Genomic DNA, 20,474 nt, shown 5'->3' with positions numbered 1-20,474 from the left:
ATTTTTAAATTATTCTCTTATATCATAAAATAGTTAATACACTAATTTGATATGACTATTTTATTCCCACTCTATAGTTGATGGTGGTTTAGAAGTTATATCATAAACAATTCTGTTTACTCCTTTAACTTCATTAACAATTCTTCTTGAAACCTTATCTAATACATCATATGGTACTCTAGCCCAATCTGATGTCATTCCATCTGATGATGTTACTGCTCTTAAAGCAATTGTATGACAGTATGTTCTTTCATCTCCCATAACACCTACAGATTGTATGTTAGGTAAACAAGCAAAATATTGCCATATCTTACCTTCCAATCCATTTAGTGCAACTTCTTCTCTAAATATTGCATCTGCTTCTCTTACTATGTGTAATTTATCTTCTGTTACTTCACCTAAAACTCTTATTGCAAGTCCTGGTCCTGGGAATGGTTGTCTCCACACTAAATGATGTGGAATTCCTAACTCTTCTCCAACAGCTCTAACTTCATCTTTAAATAATTCTCTTAGTGGTTCTATAAGTTCGAATTTAACATCTTCTGGTAGTCCTCCAACATTGTGGTGACTTTTTATTGTTGCTGATGTGTTTGTTCCACTTTCTACAACGTCAGCATATATAGTTCCTTGAACTAAGAAATCTATTTCTCCAAGTTTATTTGATTCTTCTTCAAATACTCTTATAAACTCTTCTCCAATTATTTTTCTCTTTCTTTCAGGGTCACTTACACCTTTAAGTTTTCCTAAGAATCTGTCTTGAGCATTAACTCTTATTAAGTTCATATCAAAACCTTTTCTAAAGATTTCTTCAACTTGATCACCTTCATCTTTTCTTAAAAGACCATGATCTACAAAAACACAAGTAAGTTGTTTGCCTACTGCTTTATGTACAAGTACTGCTGCTACAGATGAATCAACACCACCTGATAATGCACATAATACTTTTTTATCTCCAACTTTTTCTTTTATTTCTTTTATTTTTTGCTCTGCAAAAGATGACATTGACCAATCACCCTTTACGTTACAAACATTATAAAGGAAGTTTGTTAACATTTTTGCACCAAATAGAGTATGCTCTACTTCTGGGTGGAACTGAACTGCATAAAGATTTTTCTCTTCGTTACACATTGCAGCTACTGGACATTGTGATGTATGTCCTATTACCTTAAAGCTTTCTGGTGCTCTCTCTATAAAGTCAGTGTGACTCATCCAACATTGTTTTTCTTCTATTCCAACAAATAATTCATTATTTGTCTCAAGATTTACATCTGTTTTTCCATACTCTCTAATATCTGCTGTTTTAACATTTCCTCCTAGTGTATGTGCCATAAGCTGTGCTCCGTAGCATATTCCTAGTATAGGTATGTTAAGTTCAAATATTTTTTCATCTATTCTTGGGGCACCTTCTCCATAAACGCTATTTGGTCCACCAGTGAATATTATTCCTTTTGGATTTTTAGCCTTTATCTCTTCTGCCGAAGTACTGTAAGGTATTATTTCACAATAAACTTTATTTTCTCTTACTCTTCTAGCTATAAGTTGATTATATTGTCCACCAAAATCTACAACTAATACTAATTCTCTATTCATTACATTACTCCCTTCATTAATTCCATTGGGAATTCTCTTTATTAAATATCTTAGCAATATTTAATGTAGCATATTCCATATATATTATATACAAATATAAACTTTTTTAAAAGTTTAATAATTCGATATTTACTTTATTTATAAATTTATGGTTAGAATGTACGACTTTATGTGGGATAAAATTTTTATTCTAACCATAAACATATTTGCTAATTTATTTATTAATTCACACTATAATTTGGCGCTTCTTTGGTAATTGAAATATCATGTGGATGACTTTCTTTTAATCCATTTGAAGTTTGAACTACAAATCTAGCAGTTTCAAATAATTGAGTTAATGTTGCTGATCCTAAATAACCCATTCCTGAACGTATACCTCCAACTAATTGGAATATTGTATCTACAACTGCTCCTTTGAATGGTAATCTTCCTTCTACACCTTCTGGAACTAATTTCTTACTATCTTCTTGGAAGTATCTATCTTTACTTCCTGCTGCCATTGCTGCAAGAGATCCCATACCTCTATAAACTTTGTATTTTCTTCCTTGATATATTTCAGTATCTCCAGGAGCTTCTTCACAACCTGCAAACATTGAACCCATCATACAAACTTTAGCTCCAGCTGCTAGTGCCTTAACTATATCTCCTGAATATTTAAGTCCACCATCTGCAATAACCGGAACACCATATTCATTAGCTGCTTCTGCACAATCCATAACTGCTGTTAATTGTGGAACTCCAACACCTGCAACAACTCTAGTTGTACAGATAGATCCTGGTCCTATTCCAACCTTTATACAATCAGCTCCAGCTTCTATAAGTTCTTTTGTTGCTTCTGCTGTAGCTACATTACCAGCAATTACTTGAAGGTTTGGATATTTAGTCTTTACTTCCTTAACTGCATCTATAACACCTTTAGAATGTCCATGAGCAGTATCTATTGTTATAACATCAACTTCAGCTTTAACTAATGCATCTACTCTTACCATCATGTCTTTTGTTACACCAACAGCTGCTCCGCATAAAAGTCTTCCTTTTTCATCTTTAGCTGCATTTGGAAATATTCTAACTTTCTCTATATCTTTTATAGTTATTAATCCCTTTAGTTTAAAGTTATCATCAACTAGTGGTAATTTTTCTATTTTATGATCTTTTAATATTTGTTTTGCTTCTTCTAATGTAGTATTTTCTTTAGCAGTTATTAAATTTTCTTTTGTCATAACTTCTTCTATTTTTCTTGAAAAATCTTTTTCAAATAGCATGTCTCTATTTGTTATTATACCAACTAATGTTTTATCTTCTTTAACTATTGGAACTCCTGATATTCTATATCTTGCCATTACTTTGTCTGCTTCTTCTAAAGTGTTTTCTGGATATAAAAAGAATGGATTTGTTATAACTCCATTTTCTTGTCTTTTTACTGTTTCTACTTCTAAGGCTTGCTCTTCTATAGACATATTTTTGTGTATAATACCTATACCGCCTTCTCTAGACATTGCAATTGCCATTTTTGCTTCTGTAACAGTATCCATTCCAGCACTCATAAGTGGAATGTTTAATTTTATTGTTTTTGTAAGGTTTGTTGCCAAACTAACGTCCTTTGGTAAAACCTCTGATTTATTTGGAACTAATAACACATCATCAAATGTGTATGCTTGTTTTAATATTATTGCCATTTATACTTCCACTCCTTTTTAAATACTTTTAATAACCCTTTATATATTACCGACACTTAATTGAAATGAATAACTTTATAAAATCATTTATAAATTAATAACTTTCAAATTGTTCATTTCTTTTTAAAGTTAAAATAATTTTAAATTATTTTATTTATGTGCTTTTCAACATTTTATTGTATTGATTTTATGTATGTACTTTGTAGTTTTACTAAAAAGTACTTAAATATGAAAAAATAGCTAATTTTACTATATATGGATATAAGTAAAATTAGCTTTATATTTTGCAATTTAAAAGCATATTTTACTCATAGTCAGAAATTTTCATATTGGTTTCTGGTAGATACTCCTTGCCATATTCAAGGTATATATGAGTTAATTATTATGTTTTTTTATTTGTGTTTCTTTAACTATTACCAATTATTCTATTTAAAAATTCATAGTTTGTCAACAACTAATTCAAACTTTTTTTAATTAGTTTATTTTTTCCACTTCAAACCTTGATATTTCACCTTTCAAATTTTCAGTCAGGTCAAACAAAATTTTAACAGCTTCTGAAACTTCTTCACATGAACTATTTAGTTCCTCTGTTGATGCTGATATCTCTTCTGATACTGCCGTAGAACTTTCTATATCACTTCCAATTTCTTCACTTTTCTTCCTTATATCTATAGAAACATTACTTATATTCTTCATTCTAGGTATAATATCATCTATAAACTTATCTATATTTTTAAATGATATTATAGCTTTATCTACATTTTCTTTTTGTGAATTCATATCTTTATTCATATCTTGTGTGCTATCATACATAATTTTGCTTTCTCCAAGTACATCATCTATAACTTTTTTTATCTCTACTGCAGATTCTTTGCTTTGTTCTGCAAGTTTTCTTATTTCCTCGGCAACAACACTAAATCCTCTACCTGCGTCCCCTGCTCTTGCTGCTTCAATTGCAGCATTTAAAGCTAATAAATTTGTTTGTTCTGCAATTTCATTTATAACTGTAGTTATGTCAATTACTGAGTTTACTCTACTATTTACCTCATTTATAACTGTATTAAATTCATCAAATTTACTGCTAAAGTCTTGCATAGAATTCATTAAGTCTATCATATCCTTATTGCTTTCTTCAACTTGAATTTCTATTTCTTCACTTCCTGATACTATTACATTTACATCGTTGTTCATAGATATTATATTGTCTTCAAATATTTTCATTGTCTCATTAACTCTTATTAGTTCACTACTTTGAGAATCATTTCCTCTAGCTGCTTCTTGAACAGATAAAGCTATATTTTCTGAACCCTCTAACATTTGATTGGATACTTCACTTAGTCCCTTGGCTTGTCTATTTATAACATTAGAACTTTCTGATATTGTATTTATTATATTACTAACAGATTTTTTACTGTTATCTATAGCAGCAGATATTTCTTCTATTTCTACTACATCTCTTTTCTTAAACTTTCTTTCTTTTAAAGTAAAATCATTACTTGCCATGCTTTCAAGTTCTTCTTTTACTCTCTTTACATAATTATTAAATTGTCTTGCAATATAAAGGCTTGTACTAGTTCCTAAAATAATAGCAATTAAAGTTATAACTAATAGAACTTTTCTCATATTAATTAAACCTCTTAATATTTGACCATAACCTTTATTTACACAAATAGTCCACCCATCAGTTCCATCTATAGTAGAATATCCAAAGCATAATTTTTCACCATCTATTTCATATTCTCCGCCACCACTTTTGCTATTTTCATCTTCTTTTTTCAATGATACAAGTTTCTTCATTTTTTCTGTTAATTGCTTATGTTCATTTTTTACAACTTCAAAATTACTACTTAAAATTATATCTCCATCTCTATTTATAATATTAACACTGCCATCTTTAACATATTTTATTTTAGCAAGATCTTCTGACATACTTTCTGCATTTTGAGATATTACTAAAGCCCCTACAATACCTTTATCATTTTTAATGGGATTACTATAATTTACTATGTATTTTCCCAATTCATCAGAGTATGCTGTGGATGATATATTTAAGTTTCCCTCCATAGTATCTTTAAAGAAGTCATCACTTTTTACATTTTTCCCATCTAATTTATCTTTAGAATGTATTATTCCATTTTTATCAACTATTGATATGGATTCTATACCATACTCCTCTTTAAATTTTTCTAATCCATTTAACTTTTCTTCTACTTTTACCTGATCATTCTTTATTAAACTTAGTTCACTTAGTAACTTAATTATATTTACATTTGATTTGTTTTTTTCCTCTATGGTTTCTCCTATTTGATTTGTTATAGCCTCTAAGTTATTTTTAGTATTGTCACCTAATATTCTATTAGCAGTTAAATTAACCATTACAATAACAGCTATTATTATAATGATAAAAGTTCCTAGTATCCCCTTTACCATTTGCTTTTTTATTGTCTTTTTCCCCATACCATTACCCTCTCTTTATAAAACTCTAAATTGTTCATATAACATAAAATAGAAGGAAACTAAAATTAGCAGTTTCCCTCTTTTTATACACTTATATTTACTCCATATCCTCATAAAGCTACTCTTCTGTTTTTATAACATTAAATTCAAGTGCCTCTGCATATCCTTCTAAACTCTGTATTAAAAACTTATGAATCATACCTTTAAATTCTGGTGTAAATTCTTGAACATTATATTTTAAATTGTTAACTATATGCTTTGTAGATTCACTACTGTTTACTCCATTAAATTGAAATGAAGTTTTTTCATCACCTTTAAATATTATATCTTTAGCAAATACTGATGAATTATAAAAGGAACTTTCCCCCTCAAATGTAACTGTTCCTGTGCAATATACAACATAATTTATAAAGCTTTCTATTTTGTTAGATGGTATTATTAAATCTCCATCAATTAATATTATTTTATATATTTGTCCATATGCTTCCATATAGTTCTTTTTATATCCCATTGATTTAAGTTCCTCTACTGCATGTTCATATATTCCATCGTTATTCTTAGGATTGTCATCAATTATTCCTGCAAATTTTTTATACGGTTCCTTTGCGTCTCCACCATTTATGAGCTTATTAAAATCAATAGTTTGATTCCCCTCAGTCTTAGCTCTATATTTTATTAATAAGTTTTTACCATCCTTTTCAACTTTAACAAAATCCTTAGGTACATATGGATTTTTTATATCTAAATACTCTTTTTTCTTTGCATTATCATCTTTTTTATCTGTAATTTTAAATGGTACATATGGCACATATTCATAATCAGTATCAAAAACTTGTATATCACTGCTACCTAAAACTTTTGGTCCCTCATAATCTCTATATCCTTTTTTTAATACCTCTTCAAATTTTAGATTATAAAGTTCTTTTAAATTTATTTGAGTAAAGCCTAGTCTATTTTCTTCTGTTTTGACATTATCTTCATATGCAATTCCATTAATTAAATCACTAACTTCATAACTATCATCTATATCTAATTGTTTTCCTTTTAAATATAAATCTACATCTGAAAATTTTATTTTTGAGTCTAGACCATTATTTACATTCTTTTTGTACTCAGGTTTAAATTTTATTTCACTATCTTGAATATATATATTACCTGATAACTGTGTATTATTTTGTTTATATAAATTTAAAGTTTTATCAAATTTTTTTATACTTGTACCAGTGTCTTTTCTTATGCAACTTTTATTTTCATTCAATGGTGATATTGCTGTAAATGCACTATTAAACATTCTTGAAAAATAAGGATTATAAAGTTCCACCCTATCTATATATTGAATGATTTTTGTTTCTTCTTCTGTTTCATTGTTTTTAGCAATAGATTCAACTTTTATATAATAATATTTTTTACCAGTTTCTAAATCAGTTATAACCTTATCATGTGAACTTTCTAGTTTCACTATATTTGTTATATTTCCATCTTCTTCATCAAAAGTTAAAACTCCATTTTTCCCAATTGCTGAAGGATTAAAACTCTTAGGATTTAATAATATTTCTGGTTTATCAACTATATAGTTTTTCATAGCAACATATGACTTTTCAATTCCTGATTGTGCTATAAGCTTTAAACTTCTATTTTCCTCAATATGCTTTGTGTTTTTATAACTTGAAAAACTTAGAGATAAAAGTGATGATGCCAATACTACTATAATCATAACTGTTATTAACGAGGTTATTAATGCAGAACCATTTCTTTTTCGCATTATTCATCCCTCCTAAATCTATCTATAGATACTTTGTTTAGTAATTGTACTTCTTTATCTTTTTCTCTGCATCCTGCAGTAACCACTACTTTTGCTTCTCCACTATTAATATTAATCTCTACATTTTTTATATTATTAGCTATTAGTATTTCTTCTACAGAACTTTCTTCAAGCTTATTATATTGGCTGTACATTTCTAATGATTGTTCCTTTACTTTTGCTATTTCAAAACTTTCTCTGCCTTCTTTGCCATTATTAACTTTATATATAACCATTGTTTCCTCACTCATGTGAGGCTTGAATATAACAGGTTTAAAAATTGGATTTATGGAATTTATTCCTTTTTTATCAAGCTCACCTAAAACTTCAACAACTTTATTGTCATTGACCATAGCTTGATTATTTTTATATTGTATGTTTCCATCTACCCCTAATTTAAAGTAATTAGAAAACTCATATTCATTAATAACTCTTGCTTTTGAATTTAATACAAAAATTTTATTATCAAATGATTTAAGTTGATATCTATAAAGATTTCTTACATTTTTATATTTTTCATCATCTTTCAAAACATACACAAATCTTAATTGCTTCTCTTCATTATTTTTTTCAACTTCACTTAAATAACTTGTTTCTAAGTAAAAGACCATATTAGAGTTCGGTGTATTTTTAGTGAAATCTAAATTTTTATATTCATCATTATTTAATATATCATTCCTTGTTATTATTTCATCACAGTATTTTAAGGTACTTAAAATATTATTTGATGCTAATTTAGCACTATTATTAACTTCATATTTTCCTCCAATAATATTAAATAATTTCATATTAGATCTTAATATTAGAGAAAACATTAAAATGCATATGGCTAACAATGACATACTTATAATAACTTCTACTAATGTCATTCCTTTCTTTTTCATAAATCTTACCTACCTATTTCAAACGTTGACATAGATTGTCCACTTTGAGTAAAATCTAAATTTAAATCCCAAACTATGATATTTAATGTATAGCTTTCAAAAAAATTATTTTCACTTTTCCTATTTTCTTTTATTTTTATACATGCACCATAATTTTTTTCATTTTTATTGCTTTTAAGTTTTTCAAAAATTTCTTTATCTTCATTAATATTAAATTCCAATTTTTTACCCTTATTTTCTAAATCATCTATAATACTTAATAATTCATTATTATTATCAAAGTAAATATAGATTAAATTCTTATCCTTAATATTTCTTACATACTCTATTCCTTTATTTTGAATAGATTGAACTATTGTATTATTATACATAGAAGTGTGTTGCCTTCTTTTTTCTAGTACTACATTTTTATTAACAGCATTATAAATACTAGTTACTGCAGTAAAAGTTATCATAACTATTGCTAGTGATATTATAATTTCTATTAACGTAAAACCTGATTTTTTATACTTCACACCTACCACCAACTATACATTTATTTAAACATATTTTCTTTTCCATAATCACCTTCATTAAATTCATAGCTTGCTTTTTCACTATCATAATCTAATTCACTGAAGAAAAAGTCTACAGTCATACTAATGTTATATTTTTTATCATTAGACAATGCTATTCCTCTAACTTTACATAATCTCTCCTGCTCTTCTAATGCTTTTACAAAATCAAGTATTTCACCATAGTCACCTAAAATGTTAAAGCTTACAGGTACTTTGCTTATTGTTTCGCTTTCATCTTGAACTTTTGTCTCACTATTATTTTTTGTTGTTTCATTTATCTTATCTGCTACATCTTTTATTTGATTTGATACTTCATTTACTTCATCTTTAGATGTTGTATTTTCTTCTCCAAAACTTATATCATTTAATTCTAAATCAAATTTTTTTGCTAATTTTTTTATATCATAACCTATTTCTGGAGTTCTAGCTTCTGTAGGAACTTTTTTTGCAGCTTTATCTAGCTGTTTTTTTAGCGAATCTAAATTACTAATTTTTTCACCTATATTATTTTCTACCTTTTTTGCATACCTTAGTCGTTTTTGTGTATTCTCAACTTTGTGTTCTAACCTTTTAGCTTCACTCCTATATGGAAATATTGATATTTTCAATCTTGTTACTATTAAGGCTATCAAAAGTACACACAATACTCCAAGTAAAACTTTCTCACTCTTTTTAAGTGGTTTCATAATATTACTCACCTCTCCTTAATTCTATTTCTGCCGTAAATGAGTATTTATTATTACTATTTTTAGCTATACTTGGAACAGTTATTTTTTCATACTTATTAGATGTTTCTACATTGCCCCAAAATTCTATAATAGAATCATAATCTTTTCCTATTCCTGATATGTTTATTATATTATTTTCAAAAGTATAGCTTGATATAACTAAATCTCTTGGTAAAGTGTCTTGAAAATCTTCTATAACCTCAGAAGATTTTTTTTCATCTTCAACTGTTAATCCATCAACTTTATCTAAATACTTTTCTATCTTTTCACTTTCACTTTGCACTTCATCATCTTGTGTTAATATATCTTCATAGTTTGATAAACTTTTCTGTAAAGTTATAAGTTGCTCACTAAGCATTCTATATCTAATATAATAAAAAGCATTTACACCAATTAATACAACTACTATTGTAATAATAATTGCATTAATTCTTTTATTTTTCTTTTTCTTATTTTGTTTATATAGCACCACTTTAGGCACTAAGTTTAACTCCTTCATTCTTCTCTCTCTTCCCCCTAATTTAAACGAATAAATTGAATATCGAGTTTCTTATATTATATTTTTTATTCTAACTCTCTTATTAATAACCCATAGCAATTTATATATTCTATAAGGTCTAGATCATCTGGAGTTTTTGTTTCTACTATAGAGTTTAATTCCTCTACTTTTATTACTTCACTTTCAAAATATTCAGCAAAATATTTTTCTATTCCTCTTATTTCATTTAATTTTCCTACAATATATATCTTATTTAAATTATTTTCTGATCTACCGCCAAAGTAAAACTTTGCTACATTATTAAGCACTGTAGTTAATGTATTTATTAGAGCTAACACTTGTTCACTAAAATAATCTTCTTGATTACTAACACTAATGTTTTTTAGCTTGATATCTAATTCGTCTTCACTTAATTCTAATGCTTTTCTTATATTAGCAGTTCCAAAATGTACTCTCTTTTCTATTTGAAGCATATCATTATTCATTATACAAAATGTAGTTTCTGTATCTTGTATATTTATAGCACCAACATGATTTAAGTTCTCTTCTTTATTTAATATTGATAGTACTCGTTTTAATGAATTGCTACTTAAATCTATACATTTTATGTTTAACTTAAGTTTTTCACTAATATCTATAAATTTATCAATTTTAACTTTTTTAGCCATAACTATCATATATTTTCCCTTTATAGCTACATCTTCACCAACTTCCTCAACAAGTTGATAACTATAATAATATAAACTTTCTTTATCTGGATAACTTTTTTTTATCTCCATTCTTATTGCAGTTTCTAATGCTTCTTCACCTAAAATAGGTAGCTCTATATATCTTGTTATTATGTCATCTCCATGTACAACAAAGCATACATCTTTAGGCTTCCTTCTCAAACTTTTTAAATAAGTAGCTAATTCATTTTTAACTTCTTCAATATCATTAATATCACCATTTTCAATAACACCTTCTGATAAAAAAAGTTCATCATAAGCTACTATTTTATGTTTAGTTCCAACAAGTACATGTATACTCTCCTCACCTATATCAACTGCTAACCTTAACTTTTCTTTTACTTTCTTTTTCTTCTTATTCTTTTTATCATTCTCTTCTTTATTTATATTTTCCTTATCTTTTATTTCATCTTCCTTCTTTTTTTTCTTTTTAAACAGTTCCTTTATGTCTTTATTCCAAATATTCTCTTTCTTCGTAGGCTTCTCAGACATACTTAAACACCACCTTTTTTTGATTTTCTCTCCATGCTTAAAACTTCAAACACTGAAATCTCAGTTAAAAACTTCCACTTTAAGTTATAATTTAACTCCTAGTTTGTTGATTTTGAACCAATTGATAATTAATAAGGATTGTGAATATCCTCGGGGATTGAAATCCCCGCTACAATATTTTATTTGTACTCAAATAAAAAACTATAATACTTTATCCATAAAAAAATTATCTTGTAGAATAAATTCCCCCTCTTAATGCTTATGCTAATTATAGTTTTAATAGTAAATATCACTACCTTAACATATAAGATTAATTATTCCCGTTAATTGTTAATTTTTGTACTATATTTTGAATTGCTCTTTTTATTTTAAATAATAATTTATTAATTGAAAAACTGTTTCTTGTAATAACATTATTATCAATTGAAATACGAACAATTGCATTTTTCAGTTTGAAACCCTAAATAAGACTTAAATACCAATTTAAGATTTGATTTCCATAAAGCATAAAAATTATTCCCGCAATAACTATATACGGTCCAAAGGGTATAAAATCCTTTTTAGTTTTCTTTTTTGTTGCTATTAATATTAATCCAACTATTCCACCTATAATTATAGAAGTTAATATTACAAATATAGTTCCTTTAAAACCTACATAGAGTGCTATTAACATATATACTTCTAAATCACCTGTTCCCATGGCTTTTGTTATTAAAATTATTGCACCTATTATAAAAAGTACCAATATAACGCCAAATATCCTACTTGATACATTAAAATGATTTAAATAATCATATACCATGAATACAATACCTATAACAGCTGGAATTATAACTGTAGCATCGTAAATATCAGTAGTTTTAAAGTCTATCATTGCTATAACTATAAGAAATGATGCTAATATTATGTATCTTAAAGTATATGATGTTAATCCATATCTCATATAAATTAATAAATAGACTATTCCAGTCAAAACTTCCATTGCTGGATATTGAATTGATACTCTACTTTTACAATACCTACATTTGCCTCTTAAAAATATATAACTTAAAACAGGAACCAAATCCCAAGGTTTTAATCTTGTATTACAATTGCTACAATGTGAAGGTGGATATGAAATTGACTGTCCTTCTGGAATTCTACATATACAAACATTTAAAAAACTTCCCATTATAAGACCTATAACAAAAATAAATATACAAACCTCAATCACTAAACACACCTCAAACTTTCCTGTAATTTAATAATACATAATAACTACTGATGATTATAGCTTATATGTCTATATAATACCATTTTATTACAAAATTTGTAATAGTATTTTTCACTTCATCAGCATTTATTATGTATTATTTTAAATAAGTAACCCCTATTTGGGGTTACTATAATATTTATATTTTATTTATTTTACACTTGTTTTTGTTACTATATCTCCTGCTTTTCCATTTGTGTCTACGAAATTCCTTAGTGTCTCTACATTTGTATTTTCTCCTAATTGTGTTGAAAACTTCTCTCTATCTCCTTTTTTAATATAATTGTTCAATTTGTCTGTCTTTAATAATTCTTTTACATCTTGGCTTTCGTCAATTTTATCGGCTGCTTCTGCATTATAAGTTTCTATTGCATTTAAAACTATTTTAGCTGAAGCCACTGTTTGTGATGTTCTAGCTTTTTCTTTATATCCACTTAAGCTAGGTAATGCTATTAATGCCAATATTAAAATTATAGCTACTACTGATATAAGTTCTATTAGTGTAAAACCTTTTTTTGCTTTTTTTACTTTCATATTAAATCACCCTCCTAAATATTTATATTAATTTTCATTATTGAAAATTAATATTATGCTTAATTATTTTTTCACTATTTTTCCTTTTTCAAAATAAACTTTACAATTATCAACTTTTTTTCCTTCATTCTCAACAAAATCTTTTAAATCCTTAATTGTTATTTCATTCTCATATATTTGCTGTTCAAAATTACTACCATATTTCTCAACCAAGTTTCTAAGTTTCTTTTGCTCATTTTCACCCATATAAGAATCTATATAATTATGGGCTGGAAGCAAAATGTGTTGCACCGCATAATTATCTCCTATAACACCTGTTGAATTTGTTTTTTCTACTTCATTTGTTTGTTCATTTTTTCTATAATATGAGTCTCCACCATCTTGAGCATTAAATGTTTCCGCAGCATTTAATAAAATTTTTGCTGAAGCTACTGCTTTACTTCTATCTGCTTTTTCTCTGTAACCACTTAAACTTGGTAGTGCTATTAATGCTAATATCAAAATTATAGCTACTACTGATATAAGTTCTATTAGTGTAAAACCTCTCTTCTTCTTGTTAATTGAATTCATATTATTAATCTCCCTATAATATTAAAATATTTATACTAGTTTATTTTTCTATTGTCATTACTTTTGCCTTTTGATATTGGTTTTAATTGATTTTCATTTTTATCATATTCAACATCTTTTGCTTTTTCTTTCTTATTAACATACTCTCTTAACTGTTGTAATGTAATACTCTTATCTATTAGTTTTTCTACTTTTTCAATATCTTCATCCTCTAAATATTCCTTTACCTCAGAATTTTCAAGAATTTTTCCTACTTCATCATCCTGTTTAATTATTTCTTCTTTTCCTAGTTTTTCTGCATTAATTGCATCAACAGCATTTAGTATTACTTTACCTGAAGATATAATGTCCGTTTTTACAGCTTTGTGTTTATAATTAGTTATCGATGGTACAATCATCAACGCTAATATTGCAACGATTGTCATGACTGCAATTAATTCTACAAGTGTGAAGCCTTTTTTCCTTGAACCAGAGATTTTTTTCATACTCCTCACCCCTCTATTTTATTTAGTAACAGTATAAAATTTTAAAATATTATACTGTCTTTAACTTTATTGAGTTTGTAATAATATATTTTTTCTGTCATTCAATTCATAGCGCCACATTTTGTTATTCACATTATAACTTTTATCTTTTGATTTATCGTAACCATATAATGCTATATCTTCTATTGCTGAAAATTTTATATTATGTCCATCATCTAAATTTATATGATTTTCAATATTTATTTTATTTTCTTCTGATAATATTACAGTATTGTTAAGTTTTTCTAATACATTTATAATGTCATCATCTTTTTTTATCATATCTTTTATATTTTCACTGTTGTACAGATTTACCGCATTTCTAATAATTTTACATTGAGTTTCAACCTGTATTATTCCTTTTTTTCTTGTATAAGCCTTCATATTTGGTACTACCATGATTGATAAAATACTTATTATAGCTAGTACTACAATAATCTCAACTAATGTAAATCCCTTATTCTTCATAATACATTTCTCCCAATATATTTATTCTAAATACTGTCATACATTGTAAATAACGGCATATACATTGCAATTGCTATAAAAGCAATCATTATTCCTAGAAAAACTATTATTATTGGTTGTAGTATTGAAGATAACTGATTAGTCATAACATCTATATCATTTTCATAGAAAACTGAAGTTTTAGTTAAAACTTCATCTAAATTTCCACCTCTCTCACCTACAACTATTGATTCAACTAACATTTGTGGAAATATATCTATAGTTTTTATACTTTCTCCTATAGACTCACCTTCTCCAACTCTAGCCTTTACAAATTCCATTTTAGATATAACATATTCATTTTGAACAACTCTTGCTGATAAATCTAATGATTCTATTATTCCTATTCCAGATATTAACAAAGTACCTAAGGTTCTTGAAAATCTTGCTGCAATAAGCATATTTATAAGCCTACCAAATATGGGTATTTTAGTCTTAAATCTATGAAACTTAATTAAAATTTGTCTATTATCCTTAACCCTTTGACGCACTAAATATATAATTGCTGCTGTCATAATAACTATTAATATTCCATAATTAATTAATACATTACTAATTGATATAAATACCCGTGTTATTCCTGGTAATGTTCCTCCACCATCAGTTATATTTGCAACCATCTTTGGCATAATAAAAGTTATAATAAAAATTATCATTACAAGTGCAAGTCCAAATACCAATATTGGATAAGTCATAGCTGATGCTATTTTCTTTTTAATCTTATACTGTTTGTCATAATAATCTGCTAAAACATTTAATGTATTACTTAAGTTTCCTGATGTTTCTGCTGATTTTATCATACTGGCATACATTTCTGGAAACTCCTTATGCTTTGATATTTCATCTGACAACGCACCACCCTTTTCAATGCCTAGGTATATTTCATCAAGTATTTCTTTAAACTTTGAATTTTTAACTTGATTTCTAACTACTCCTAACCCTTCTAAAAGTGGAAATCCTGCATTTACTATAAAAGCAAACTCTCTTGAAAATATAACAATATCCTTAAAAGAAACTTTTTTTATATGCTTCTCATAAAAACTCTTCTTTTGTACTAACTTTTTTATATCTTTAGGATATATATTTCGTTCTATAAGAAGTTCCATCGCAGCATTTTTATCCTGTGCTTTGATTACTCCTTGGACACTTTTGCCTTCAAAATTTACACCTTCATATGTGAAATTTGTCAATTGATTCGCCTCCCTTAATTACCTATCTTCTAAATATGCAACTCTAACTAACTCATCAATAGTTGTAACTTTTTCTAATACTAATTTTATGCAGGCTTCTCTTACAGAATTCATTCCATTTTCCTTAGCCGTTTTTCCTATATCATCTATACTAACGGATTTTGATATGTCTTCTCTGATTTTAGAATCAATTTCCATAATTTCAAATACACCAGTTCTATCTTTATATCCTGTTTTATTGCACTTTGGACAACCAACTTTTTTTCTTAGAATTACTCTCTCATTCTTATTTATGCCTAACATTTCTTTTTCATAATTAGATGCCTCATACTCATCTCCACAATAAGGGCATATTTTTCTTACAAGTCTTTGTGATATTATACCTACTAAAGATGTTGCTATAAGATACGGTTCTATTCCCATATCCATAAGTCTAATTACTGTTGATGGTGCATCATTAGTATGTAAAGTGCTTAACACTAAATGTCCTGTTATTGCTGCTCTCATTGCAATTTCTGCTGTTTCCGTATCTCTTATTTCCCCAATCATTATTACATCTGGATCTTGTCTTAAAATAGAACGAAGACCTGATGCAAAAGTAAGTCCTGTTTTTTGATTTACATTAACCTGATTTATTCCGTCTATAGAAAATTCTACAGGGTCTTCTATTGTTATTATGTTTATATCTTCTTTATTTAGTTCTTTTAATATGGAATATAAAGTTGTTGATTTACCACTACCTGTTGGACCAGTTGAAAGTATAATTCCATGAGGTCTACTTATTATTCTCTTAAGTTTTTCATTATCTTCATCTGTTAACCCTAGACTACTTGTTGATATTTTGTTAGAATTTTTGTCTAATATTCTTATAACTATCTTTTCACCATTCACTGTTGGCAATGTGGAAACTCTAAGATCCACATCTATTCCATTTACTTTTGTTAAAATTCTACCATCTTGAGGAATTCTCTTTTCTGCAATATCAAGTCCTGAAATAATTTTAATTCTTGCTACTATTGCCCTTAAATCACTTTTATCTAGTGACATTATTTCCTTTAATTGACCATCTAATCTAAATCTAACTTTAACTCTATTTTCTAATGGTTCAATGTGTATATCTGATGCCTTAACATTAATTGCATTTTCTACAATCCAATTAACAGTTTTAACTATAGGTGAATCCATTATTTCATTATTAAATAAGTCTATTTCTTCCCTATCTGTTACTCTATATCTAACAATATTGCTATATATCTTATTTATAGCTCTTTCAACTTCACCTTTAGTCGCACTTACAAAGTGTACATCCTTACCTGTAAATATCCTTATATCTTCTGCTGCAAATATATTAAGTGGATCAGAGGTTGCTGCTATTATTTCAAATTCCTTTTTTCCAATAGCTATTAAGTTATATTTTTTAGCAATGTTCTCTGGTATAATTGCCACTATTTCTTCTGACAATTCTATTGAATCTAAATATACTCTCTCAATTCCAAGTTGTTGTTCTAGAACATTAAAGATTTCATCTTCTGATATAACACCCATATTTACAAGTATTTCACCTATTTTTTTCTTTTCCTTTTTTTGATGTTCTAATGCATTATTCAATTGAGATTGTGTTATCTTTTTCTGCTCTAATAATAAATCTCCTAATCTTTTTTTATATATTGCCATATCTTAGAACTCAACTCCTTTAGCACTTTTAAAAATATATTCTTACAAATGCCTACTGAAAATTTAGTACTTTTAAACTTTCAAATTTTTATTTAATCTATCTTTTTAATAAGGCAATATGATAAATATTTTCTTTATTTTCATATTATCATATGACTCTATTTTTGCTTGCAATTTGTAATAATTAGACCATTTTTTGTATTAAATTTATTTTATTTGAAATTAATCAATAATATTATTTACTTTCTATTATTATACTCTAATTTCATTTATTTTCCATTTTGTTTACTTTAACTATTTGTTAATCTTAAAAAATAATAAAACATGTTTACACATGTTTTGTTTCCTTTTTTTATTATGTTTTAATTCATATCATTATTAAATAACCAAACTTATATTACAGTAGATTTATAAAAAATACTATAAGAAATATTAGCCATAAAATAATTTATTTTCTATATACCCTTTGTATCTAAGATTTTAACCTTTACTGACTTCGATTTAAATTCCACTCTAAATCCAGGTAGAATAAATTCCACCCTACATAAAAATTTAAAATAAATATATGACTCATCAACTTCTTGATCCTTCGTAGCTGAGACTTCAGTCTTGGCGGTTTTTGATATAGATATAAAATAATATTTTTCAAATTCATATAAAAAAAGCAGAAACTAAATTATATAGTTTCTGCTTTATATTTATATCTTTTTATTATATTTTAGTACATTCCGCCCATTCCCATATCTGGAGCTCCCATTGGTGATGGGTTTTTTTCTGGTAAATCAACTACTGCTGATTCAGTTGTTAAGAATGTAGCAGCTACTGATGCAGCATTTTGAAGTGCGCTTCTTGTAACTTTAGTTGGATCTACTATACCAACTTTTATCATATCTACAAATTCTCCTCTTAAAGCATCATAGCCTATTTCTGGAGCTGATGTCTTAACTCTTTCTATTATTACAGAACCTTCTTGACCTGCATTGATTGCAATTTGTTTTAATGGTTCTTCTAATGATTTTCTTATTATATTTATACCAACTTGAATATCATCAACATCTGAAGTTAATGTTTCAATAACTGGTATTATATTAGCATATGCTGTTCCACCACCTGCTATTATACCTTCTTCTACAGCAGCTTTTGTTGCAGCTAATGCGTCTTCTATTCTTAATTTTCTTTCTTTAAGTTCTGTCTCAGTTGCTGCTCCAACTTTAATTACAGCTACTCCACCTGCAAGTTTTGCAAGTCTTTCGTTTAATTTTTCTCTATCGAATTCTGAAGTAGTTTCATCCATTTGAACTTTAATTTGGTGAACTCTCTTAGCTATATCTTCCTTAGCGCCTTTTCCATTTACTACAACAGTATTTTCTTTAGAAATTTTAACGCTTTCTGCACTACCTAACATTTCAACTGTAGTTTCTTTTAAATCAAATCCAAGTTCATCACTTATAACTGTACCACCTGTTAAGATAGCTATATCTTGAAGCATTTCTTTTCTTCTATCACCAAATCCTGGTGCTTTAACAGCAACACAAGTAAATGTTCCTCTTAATTTATTAACTACTAATGTAGCTAAAGCTTCACCTTCGATATCTTCAGCTATTATTAATAATTTTCTACCTTGTTGAACTACTTGCTCTAGTACAGGTAATATTTCTTGTAAATTTGTTATTTTTTTATCAGTTAATAAGATATATGGATTATCTAATACAGCTTCCATTTTCTCTGTATCTGTTACCATGTATGAGCTTAAATAACCTCTATCAAATTGCATACCTTCAACAACTTCAAGTTCTGTTCCCATTGATTTAGATTCTTCAACAGTTATAACTCCTTCATTGCCTACTCTTTCCATAGCATCTGAGATTAACTTTCCTATTTCTTCATCAGCTGCTGATATTGCAGCAACTCTTGCTATGTCTTCTTTTCCACTTACTGGTTTTGAATATTGTTTTATTTCTTCAACTGCTTTATCAACAGCCATTCTTATTCCATTTCTTATTAACATTGGGTTTGCACCAGCAGTTACATTTTTTAAACCTTCTCTTATTATAGCTTGTGCTAAAACTGTAGCTGTTGTAGTACCGTCTCCAGCTACATCATTAGTTTTTGTTGCAACTTCTTTTACAAGTTGTGCTCCCATATTTTCAAATGCATCTTCAAGCTCTATTTCTCTTGCAATTGTTACACCATCATTTGTTATAAGTGGTGATCCAAATTTTTTATCTAAAACAACATTTCTTCCTTTAGGTCCAAGTGTTACTTTAACAGTATTTGCCAATACATCTACACCTTTTTGCATAGCTCTTCTAGCGTCTTCGCCAAATAAAATACTTTTAGCCATTTCAAAAACCTCCTAAATTGTAATTAATATTTACTACTCTATTATCGCTAATATATCACTTTGTTTTAATATGATATATTCTTGTCCTTCATGTTTTATTTCATTACCTGAGTATTTGGAAAATAATACTTTATCTCCAACTTTTACTTCCATTTTTACATCTACAAGACCAGGTCCAACCGCAATAACTGTTGCTTCTTGTGGTTTTTCCTGTGAAGCTGCTGTTAAAACTATTCCGCTTTTTGTCACCTCTTCAGCTTCCAATCTTTTGATTACTACTCTATCACCAAGTGGTTTTATTGCCATAATGTGAACCCTCCTAAAAATTTTATTTGTTAGCACTCTTCATCCTAGAGTGCTAATTTATATTATTATAATAATTAAAGTGTTAATTAATATCAAACTTTCCATACTTCTTATATATTGATTTTTTCTTCATTTCCTTTGATTTGGATAGACTTTCCTAT

18 protein-coding genes and 1 riboswitch are annotated in these 20,474 nt (G+C 27.5%); all 18 genes read right to left on the bottom strand.

The window, feature by feature from the left end; all coding sequences use genetic code 11:
• Positions 1–60: 60 nt before the first annotated feature.
• The 18 genes from guaA to AC07E4_RS13500 all read right to left on the bottom strand — a co-directional run bounded on the left by guaA (position 61) and on the right by AC07E4_RS13500 (position 20,313).
• The gene (gene guaA, locus AC07E4_RS13585; protein WP_040329832.1) at positions 61–1,590 is read right to left on the bottom strand and encodes a glutamine-hydrolyzing GMP synthase; all 1,530 of its coding nucleotides are present in this window, start codon (positions 1,588–1,590) and stop codon (positions 61–63) included.
• 221 nt (positions 1,591–1,811) lie between these two features.
• Positions 1,812–3,266, bottom strand: a complete 1,455-nt coding sequence (gene guaB, locus AC07E4_RS13580) for an IMP dehydrogenase (protein WP_040329833.1) — start codon at positions 3,264–3,266, stop codon at positions 1,812–1,814.
• 291 nt (positions 3,267–3,557) lie between these two features.
• Positions 3,558–3,660: riboswitch (purine riboswitch) on the bottom strand.
• Positions 3,661–3,740: 80 nt separating this feature from the next.
• Positions 3,741–5,723, bottom strand: coding sequence for a methyl-accepting chemotaxis protein (locus tag AC07E4_RS13575; RefSeq protein ID WP_478216678.1), 1,983 nt, complete (start codon positions 5,721–5,723; stop codon positions 3,741–3,743).
• Positions 5,724–5,841: 118 nt separating this feature from the next.
• Positions 5,842–7,485 carry a hypothetical protein gene (locus tag AC07E4_RS13570; protein WP_478216677.1) on the bottom strand — a complete coding sequence of 548 codons (1,644 nt, stop codon included), beginning with the start codon at positions 7,483–7,485 and terminating at the stop codon, positions 5,842–5,844.
• Positions 7,485–8,408, bottom strand: coding sequence for a prepilin-type N-terminal cleavage/methylation domain-containing protein (locus AC07E4_RS13565; protein WP_478216676.1), 924 nt, complete (start codon positions 8,406–8,408; stop codon positions 7,485–7,487). Before AC07E4_RS13565 ends, AC07E4_RS13570 begins: the two co-directional genes overlap by 1 nt.
• Positions 8,409–8,413: 5 nt before the next feature.
• The gene (locus tag AC07E4_RS13560) at positions 8,414–8,923 is read right to left on the bottom strand and encodes a type II secretion system protein (RefSeq protein ID WP_040329837.1); all 510 of its coding nucleotides are present in this window, start codon (positions 8,921–8,923) and stop codon (positions 8,414–8,416) included.
• A gap of 20 nt (positions 8,924–8,943) precedes the next feature.
• Positions 8,944–9,651, bottom strand: a complete 708-nt coding sequence (gene pilO, locus AC07E4_RS13555; protein WP_040329838.1) for a type 4a pilus biogenesis protein PilO — start codon at positions 9,649–9,651, stop codon at positions 8,944–8,946.
• 4 nt (positions 9,652–9,655) lie between these two features.
• Entirely contained in the window at positions 9,656–10,192 is a 537-nt protein-coding gene (locus tag AC07E4_RS13550) for a PilN domain-containing protein (protein WP_478216675.1), read from the bottom strand.
• 65 nt (positions 10,193–10,257) lie between these two features.
• Positions 10,258–11,412 (bottom strand): pilus assembly protein PilM, encoded by a 1,155-nt coding sequence (gene pilM / locus AC07E4_RS13545; RefSeq protein WP_478216674.1) that lies wholly within the window; start codon positions 11,410–11,412, stop codon positions 10,258–10,260.
• A 460-nt stretch (positions 11,413–11,872) separates the two neighbouring features.
• A complete protein-coding gene (locus tag AC07E4_RS13540) occupies positions 11,873–12,625 on the bottom strand; it encodes a prepilin peptidase (protein WP_478216673.1) in 753 nt (250 codons plus the stop codon).
• A gap of 189 nt (positions 12,626–12,814) precedes the next feature.
• Entirely contained in the window at positions 12,815–13,198 is a 384-nt protein-coding gene (locus tag AC07E4_RS13535; protein WP_040329843.1) for a type II secretion system protein, read from the bottom strand.
• 63 nt (positions 13,199–13,261) lie between these two features.
• Entirely contained in the window at positions 13,262–13,768 is a 507-nt protein-coding gene (locus tag AC07E4_RS13530) for a type II secretion system protein (RefSeq protein ID WP_051540452.1), read from the bottom strand.
• Positions 13,769–13,803: 35 nt separating this feature from the next.
• Positions 13,804–14,253, bottom strand: coding sequence for a type II secretion system protein (locus AC07E4_RS13525; protein ID WP_051540453.1), 450 nt, complete (start codon positions 14,251–14,253; stop codon positions 13,804–13,806).
• 66 nt (positions 14,254–14,319) lie between these two features.
• Positions 14,320–14,760, bottom strand: coding sequence for a type II secretion system protein (locus AC07E4_RS13520; protein WP_040329844.1), 441 nt, complete (start codon positions 14,758–14,760; stop codon positions 14,320–14,322).
• Positions 14,761–14,786: 26 nt separating this feature from the next.
• Positions 14,787–15,989: a type II secretion system F family protein gene (locus AC07E4_RS13515; protein ID WP_040329845.1), complete on the bottom strand. Its 1,203-nt coding sequence runs from the start codon at positions 15,987–15,989 to the stop codon at positions 14,787–14,789.
• Positions 15,990–16,007: 18 nt separating this feature from the next.
• Entirely contained in the window at positions 16,008–17,663 is a 1,656-nt protein-coding gene (locus AC07E4_RS13510) for a GspE/PulE family protein (protein ID WP_040329847.1), read from the bottom strand.
• 718 nt (positions 17,664–18,381) lie between these two features.
• Complete coding sequence (groL, locus tag AC07E4_RS13505; RefSeq protein ID WP_040329848.1) at positions 18,382–20,007, bottom strand: chaperonin GroEL; 1,626 nt, start codon at positions 20,005–20,007, stop codon at positions 18,382–18,384.
• Positions 20,008–20,040: 33 nt separating this feature from the next.
• Positions 20,041–20,313: a co-chaperone GroES gene (locus tag AC07E4_RS13500; protein ID WP_040329850.1), complete on the bottom strand. Its 273-nt coding sequence runs from the start codon at positions 20,311–20,313 to the stop codon at positions 20,041–20,043.
• Between the last annotated feature and the right edge of the window lie 161 nt (positions 20,314–20,474).

The organism is Clostridium amazonense, assembly GCF_056431285.1.
Note: the sequence above shows the minus strand (reverse complement) of the source record. Positions and strands in the feature narration are given on the sequence as shown.

Bases quoted from the DNA above. Each gene is read 5' to 3' on its own strand.
- guaA (WP_040329832.1), bottom strand. From the start codon at position 1,590: ATGAATAGAGAATTAGTATTAGTTGTAGATTTTGGTGGACAATATAAT.
- guaB (WP_040329833.1), bottom strand. From the start codon at position 3,266: ATGGCAATAATATTAAAACAAGCATACACATTTGATGATGTGTTATTA.
- AC07E4_RS13575 (WP_478216678.1), bottom strand. From the start codon at position 5,723: ATGGGGAAAAAGACAATAAAAAAGCAAATGGTAAAGGGGATACTAGGA.
- AC07E4_RS13570 (WP_478216677.1), bottom strand. From the start codon at position 7,485: ATGCGAAAAAGAAATGGTTCTGCATTAATAACCTCGTTAATAACAGTT.
- AC07E4_RS13565 (WP_478216676.1), bottom strand. From the start codon at position 8,408: ATGAAAAAGAAAGGAATGACATTAGTAGAAGTTATTATAAGTATGTCA.
- pilO (WP_040329838.1), bottom strand. From the start codon at position 9,651: ATGAAACCACTTAAAAAGAGTGAGAAAGTTTTACTTGGAGTATTGTGT.
- AC07E4_RS13550 (WP_478216675.1), bottom strand. From the start codon at position 10,192: ATGAAGGAGTTAAACTTAGTGCCTAAAGTGGTGCTATATAAACAAAAT.
- pilM (WP_478216674.1), bottom strand. From the start codon at position 11,412: ATGTCTGAGAAGCCTACGAAGAAAGAGAATATTTGGAATAAAGACATA.
- AC07E4_RS13535 (WP_040329843.1), bottom strand. From the start codon at position 13,198: ATGAAAGTAAAAAAAGCAAAAAAAGGTTTTACACTAATAGAACTTATA.
- AC07E4_RS13530 (WP_051540452.1), bottom strand. From the start codon at position 13,768: ATGAATTCAATTAACAAGAAGAAGAGAGGTTTTACACTAATAGAACTT.
- AC07E4_RS13525 (WP_051540453.1), bottom strand. From the start codon at position 14,253: ATGAAAAAAATCTCTGGTTCAAGGAAAAAAGGCTTCACACTTGTAGAA.
- AC07E4_RS13520 (WP_040329844.1), bottom strand. From the start codon at position 14,760: ATGAAGAATAAGGGATTTACATTAGTTGAGATTATTGTAGTACTAGCT.
- AC07E4_RS13510 (WP_040329847.1), bottom strand. From the start codon at position 17,663: ATGGCAATATATAAAAAAAGATTAGGAGATTTATTATTAGAGCAGAAA.
- groL (WP_040329848.1), bottom strand. From the start codon at position 20,007: ATGGCTAAAAGTATTTTATTTGGCGAAGACGCTAGAAGAGCTATGCAA.
- AC07E4_RS13500 (WP_040329850.1), bottom strand. From the start codon at position 20,313: ATGGCAATAAAACCACTTGGTGATAGAGTAGTAATCAAAAGATTGGAA.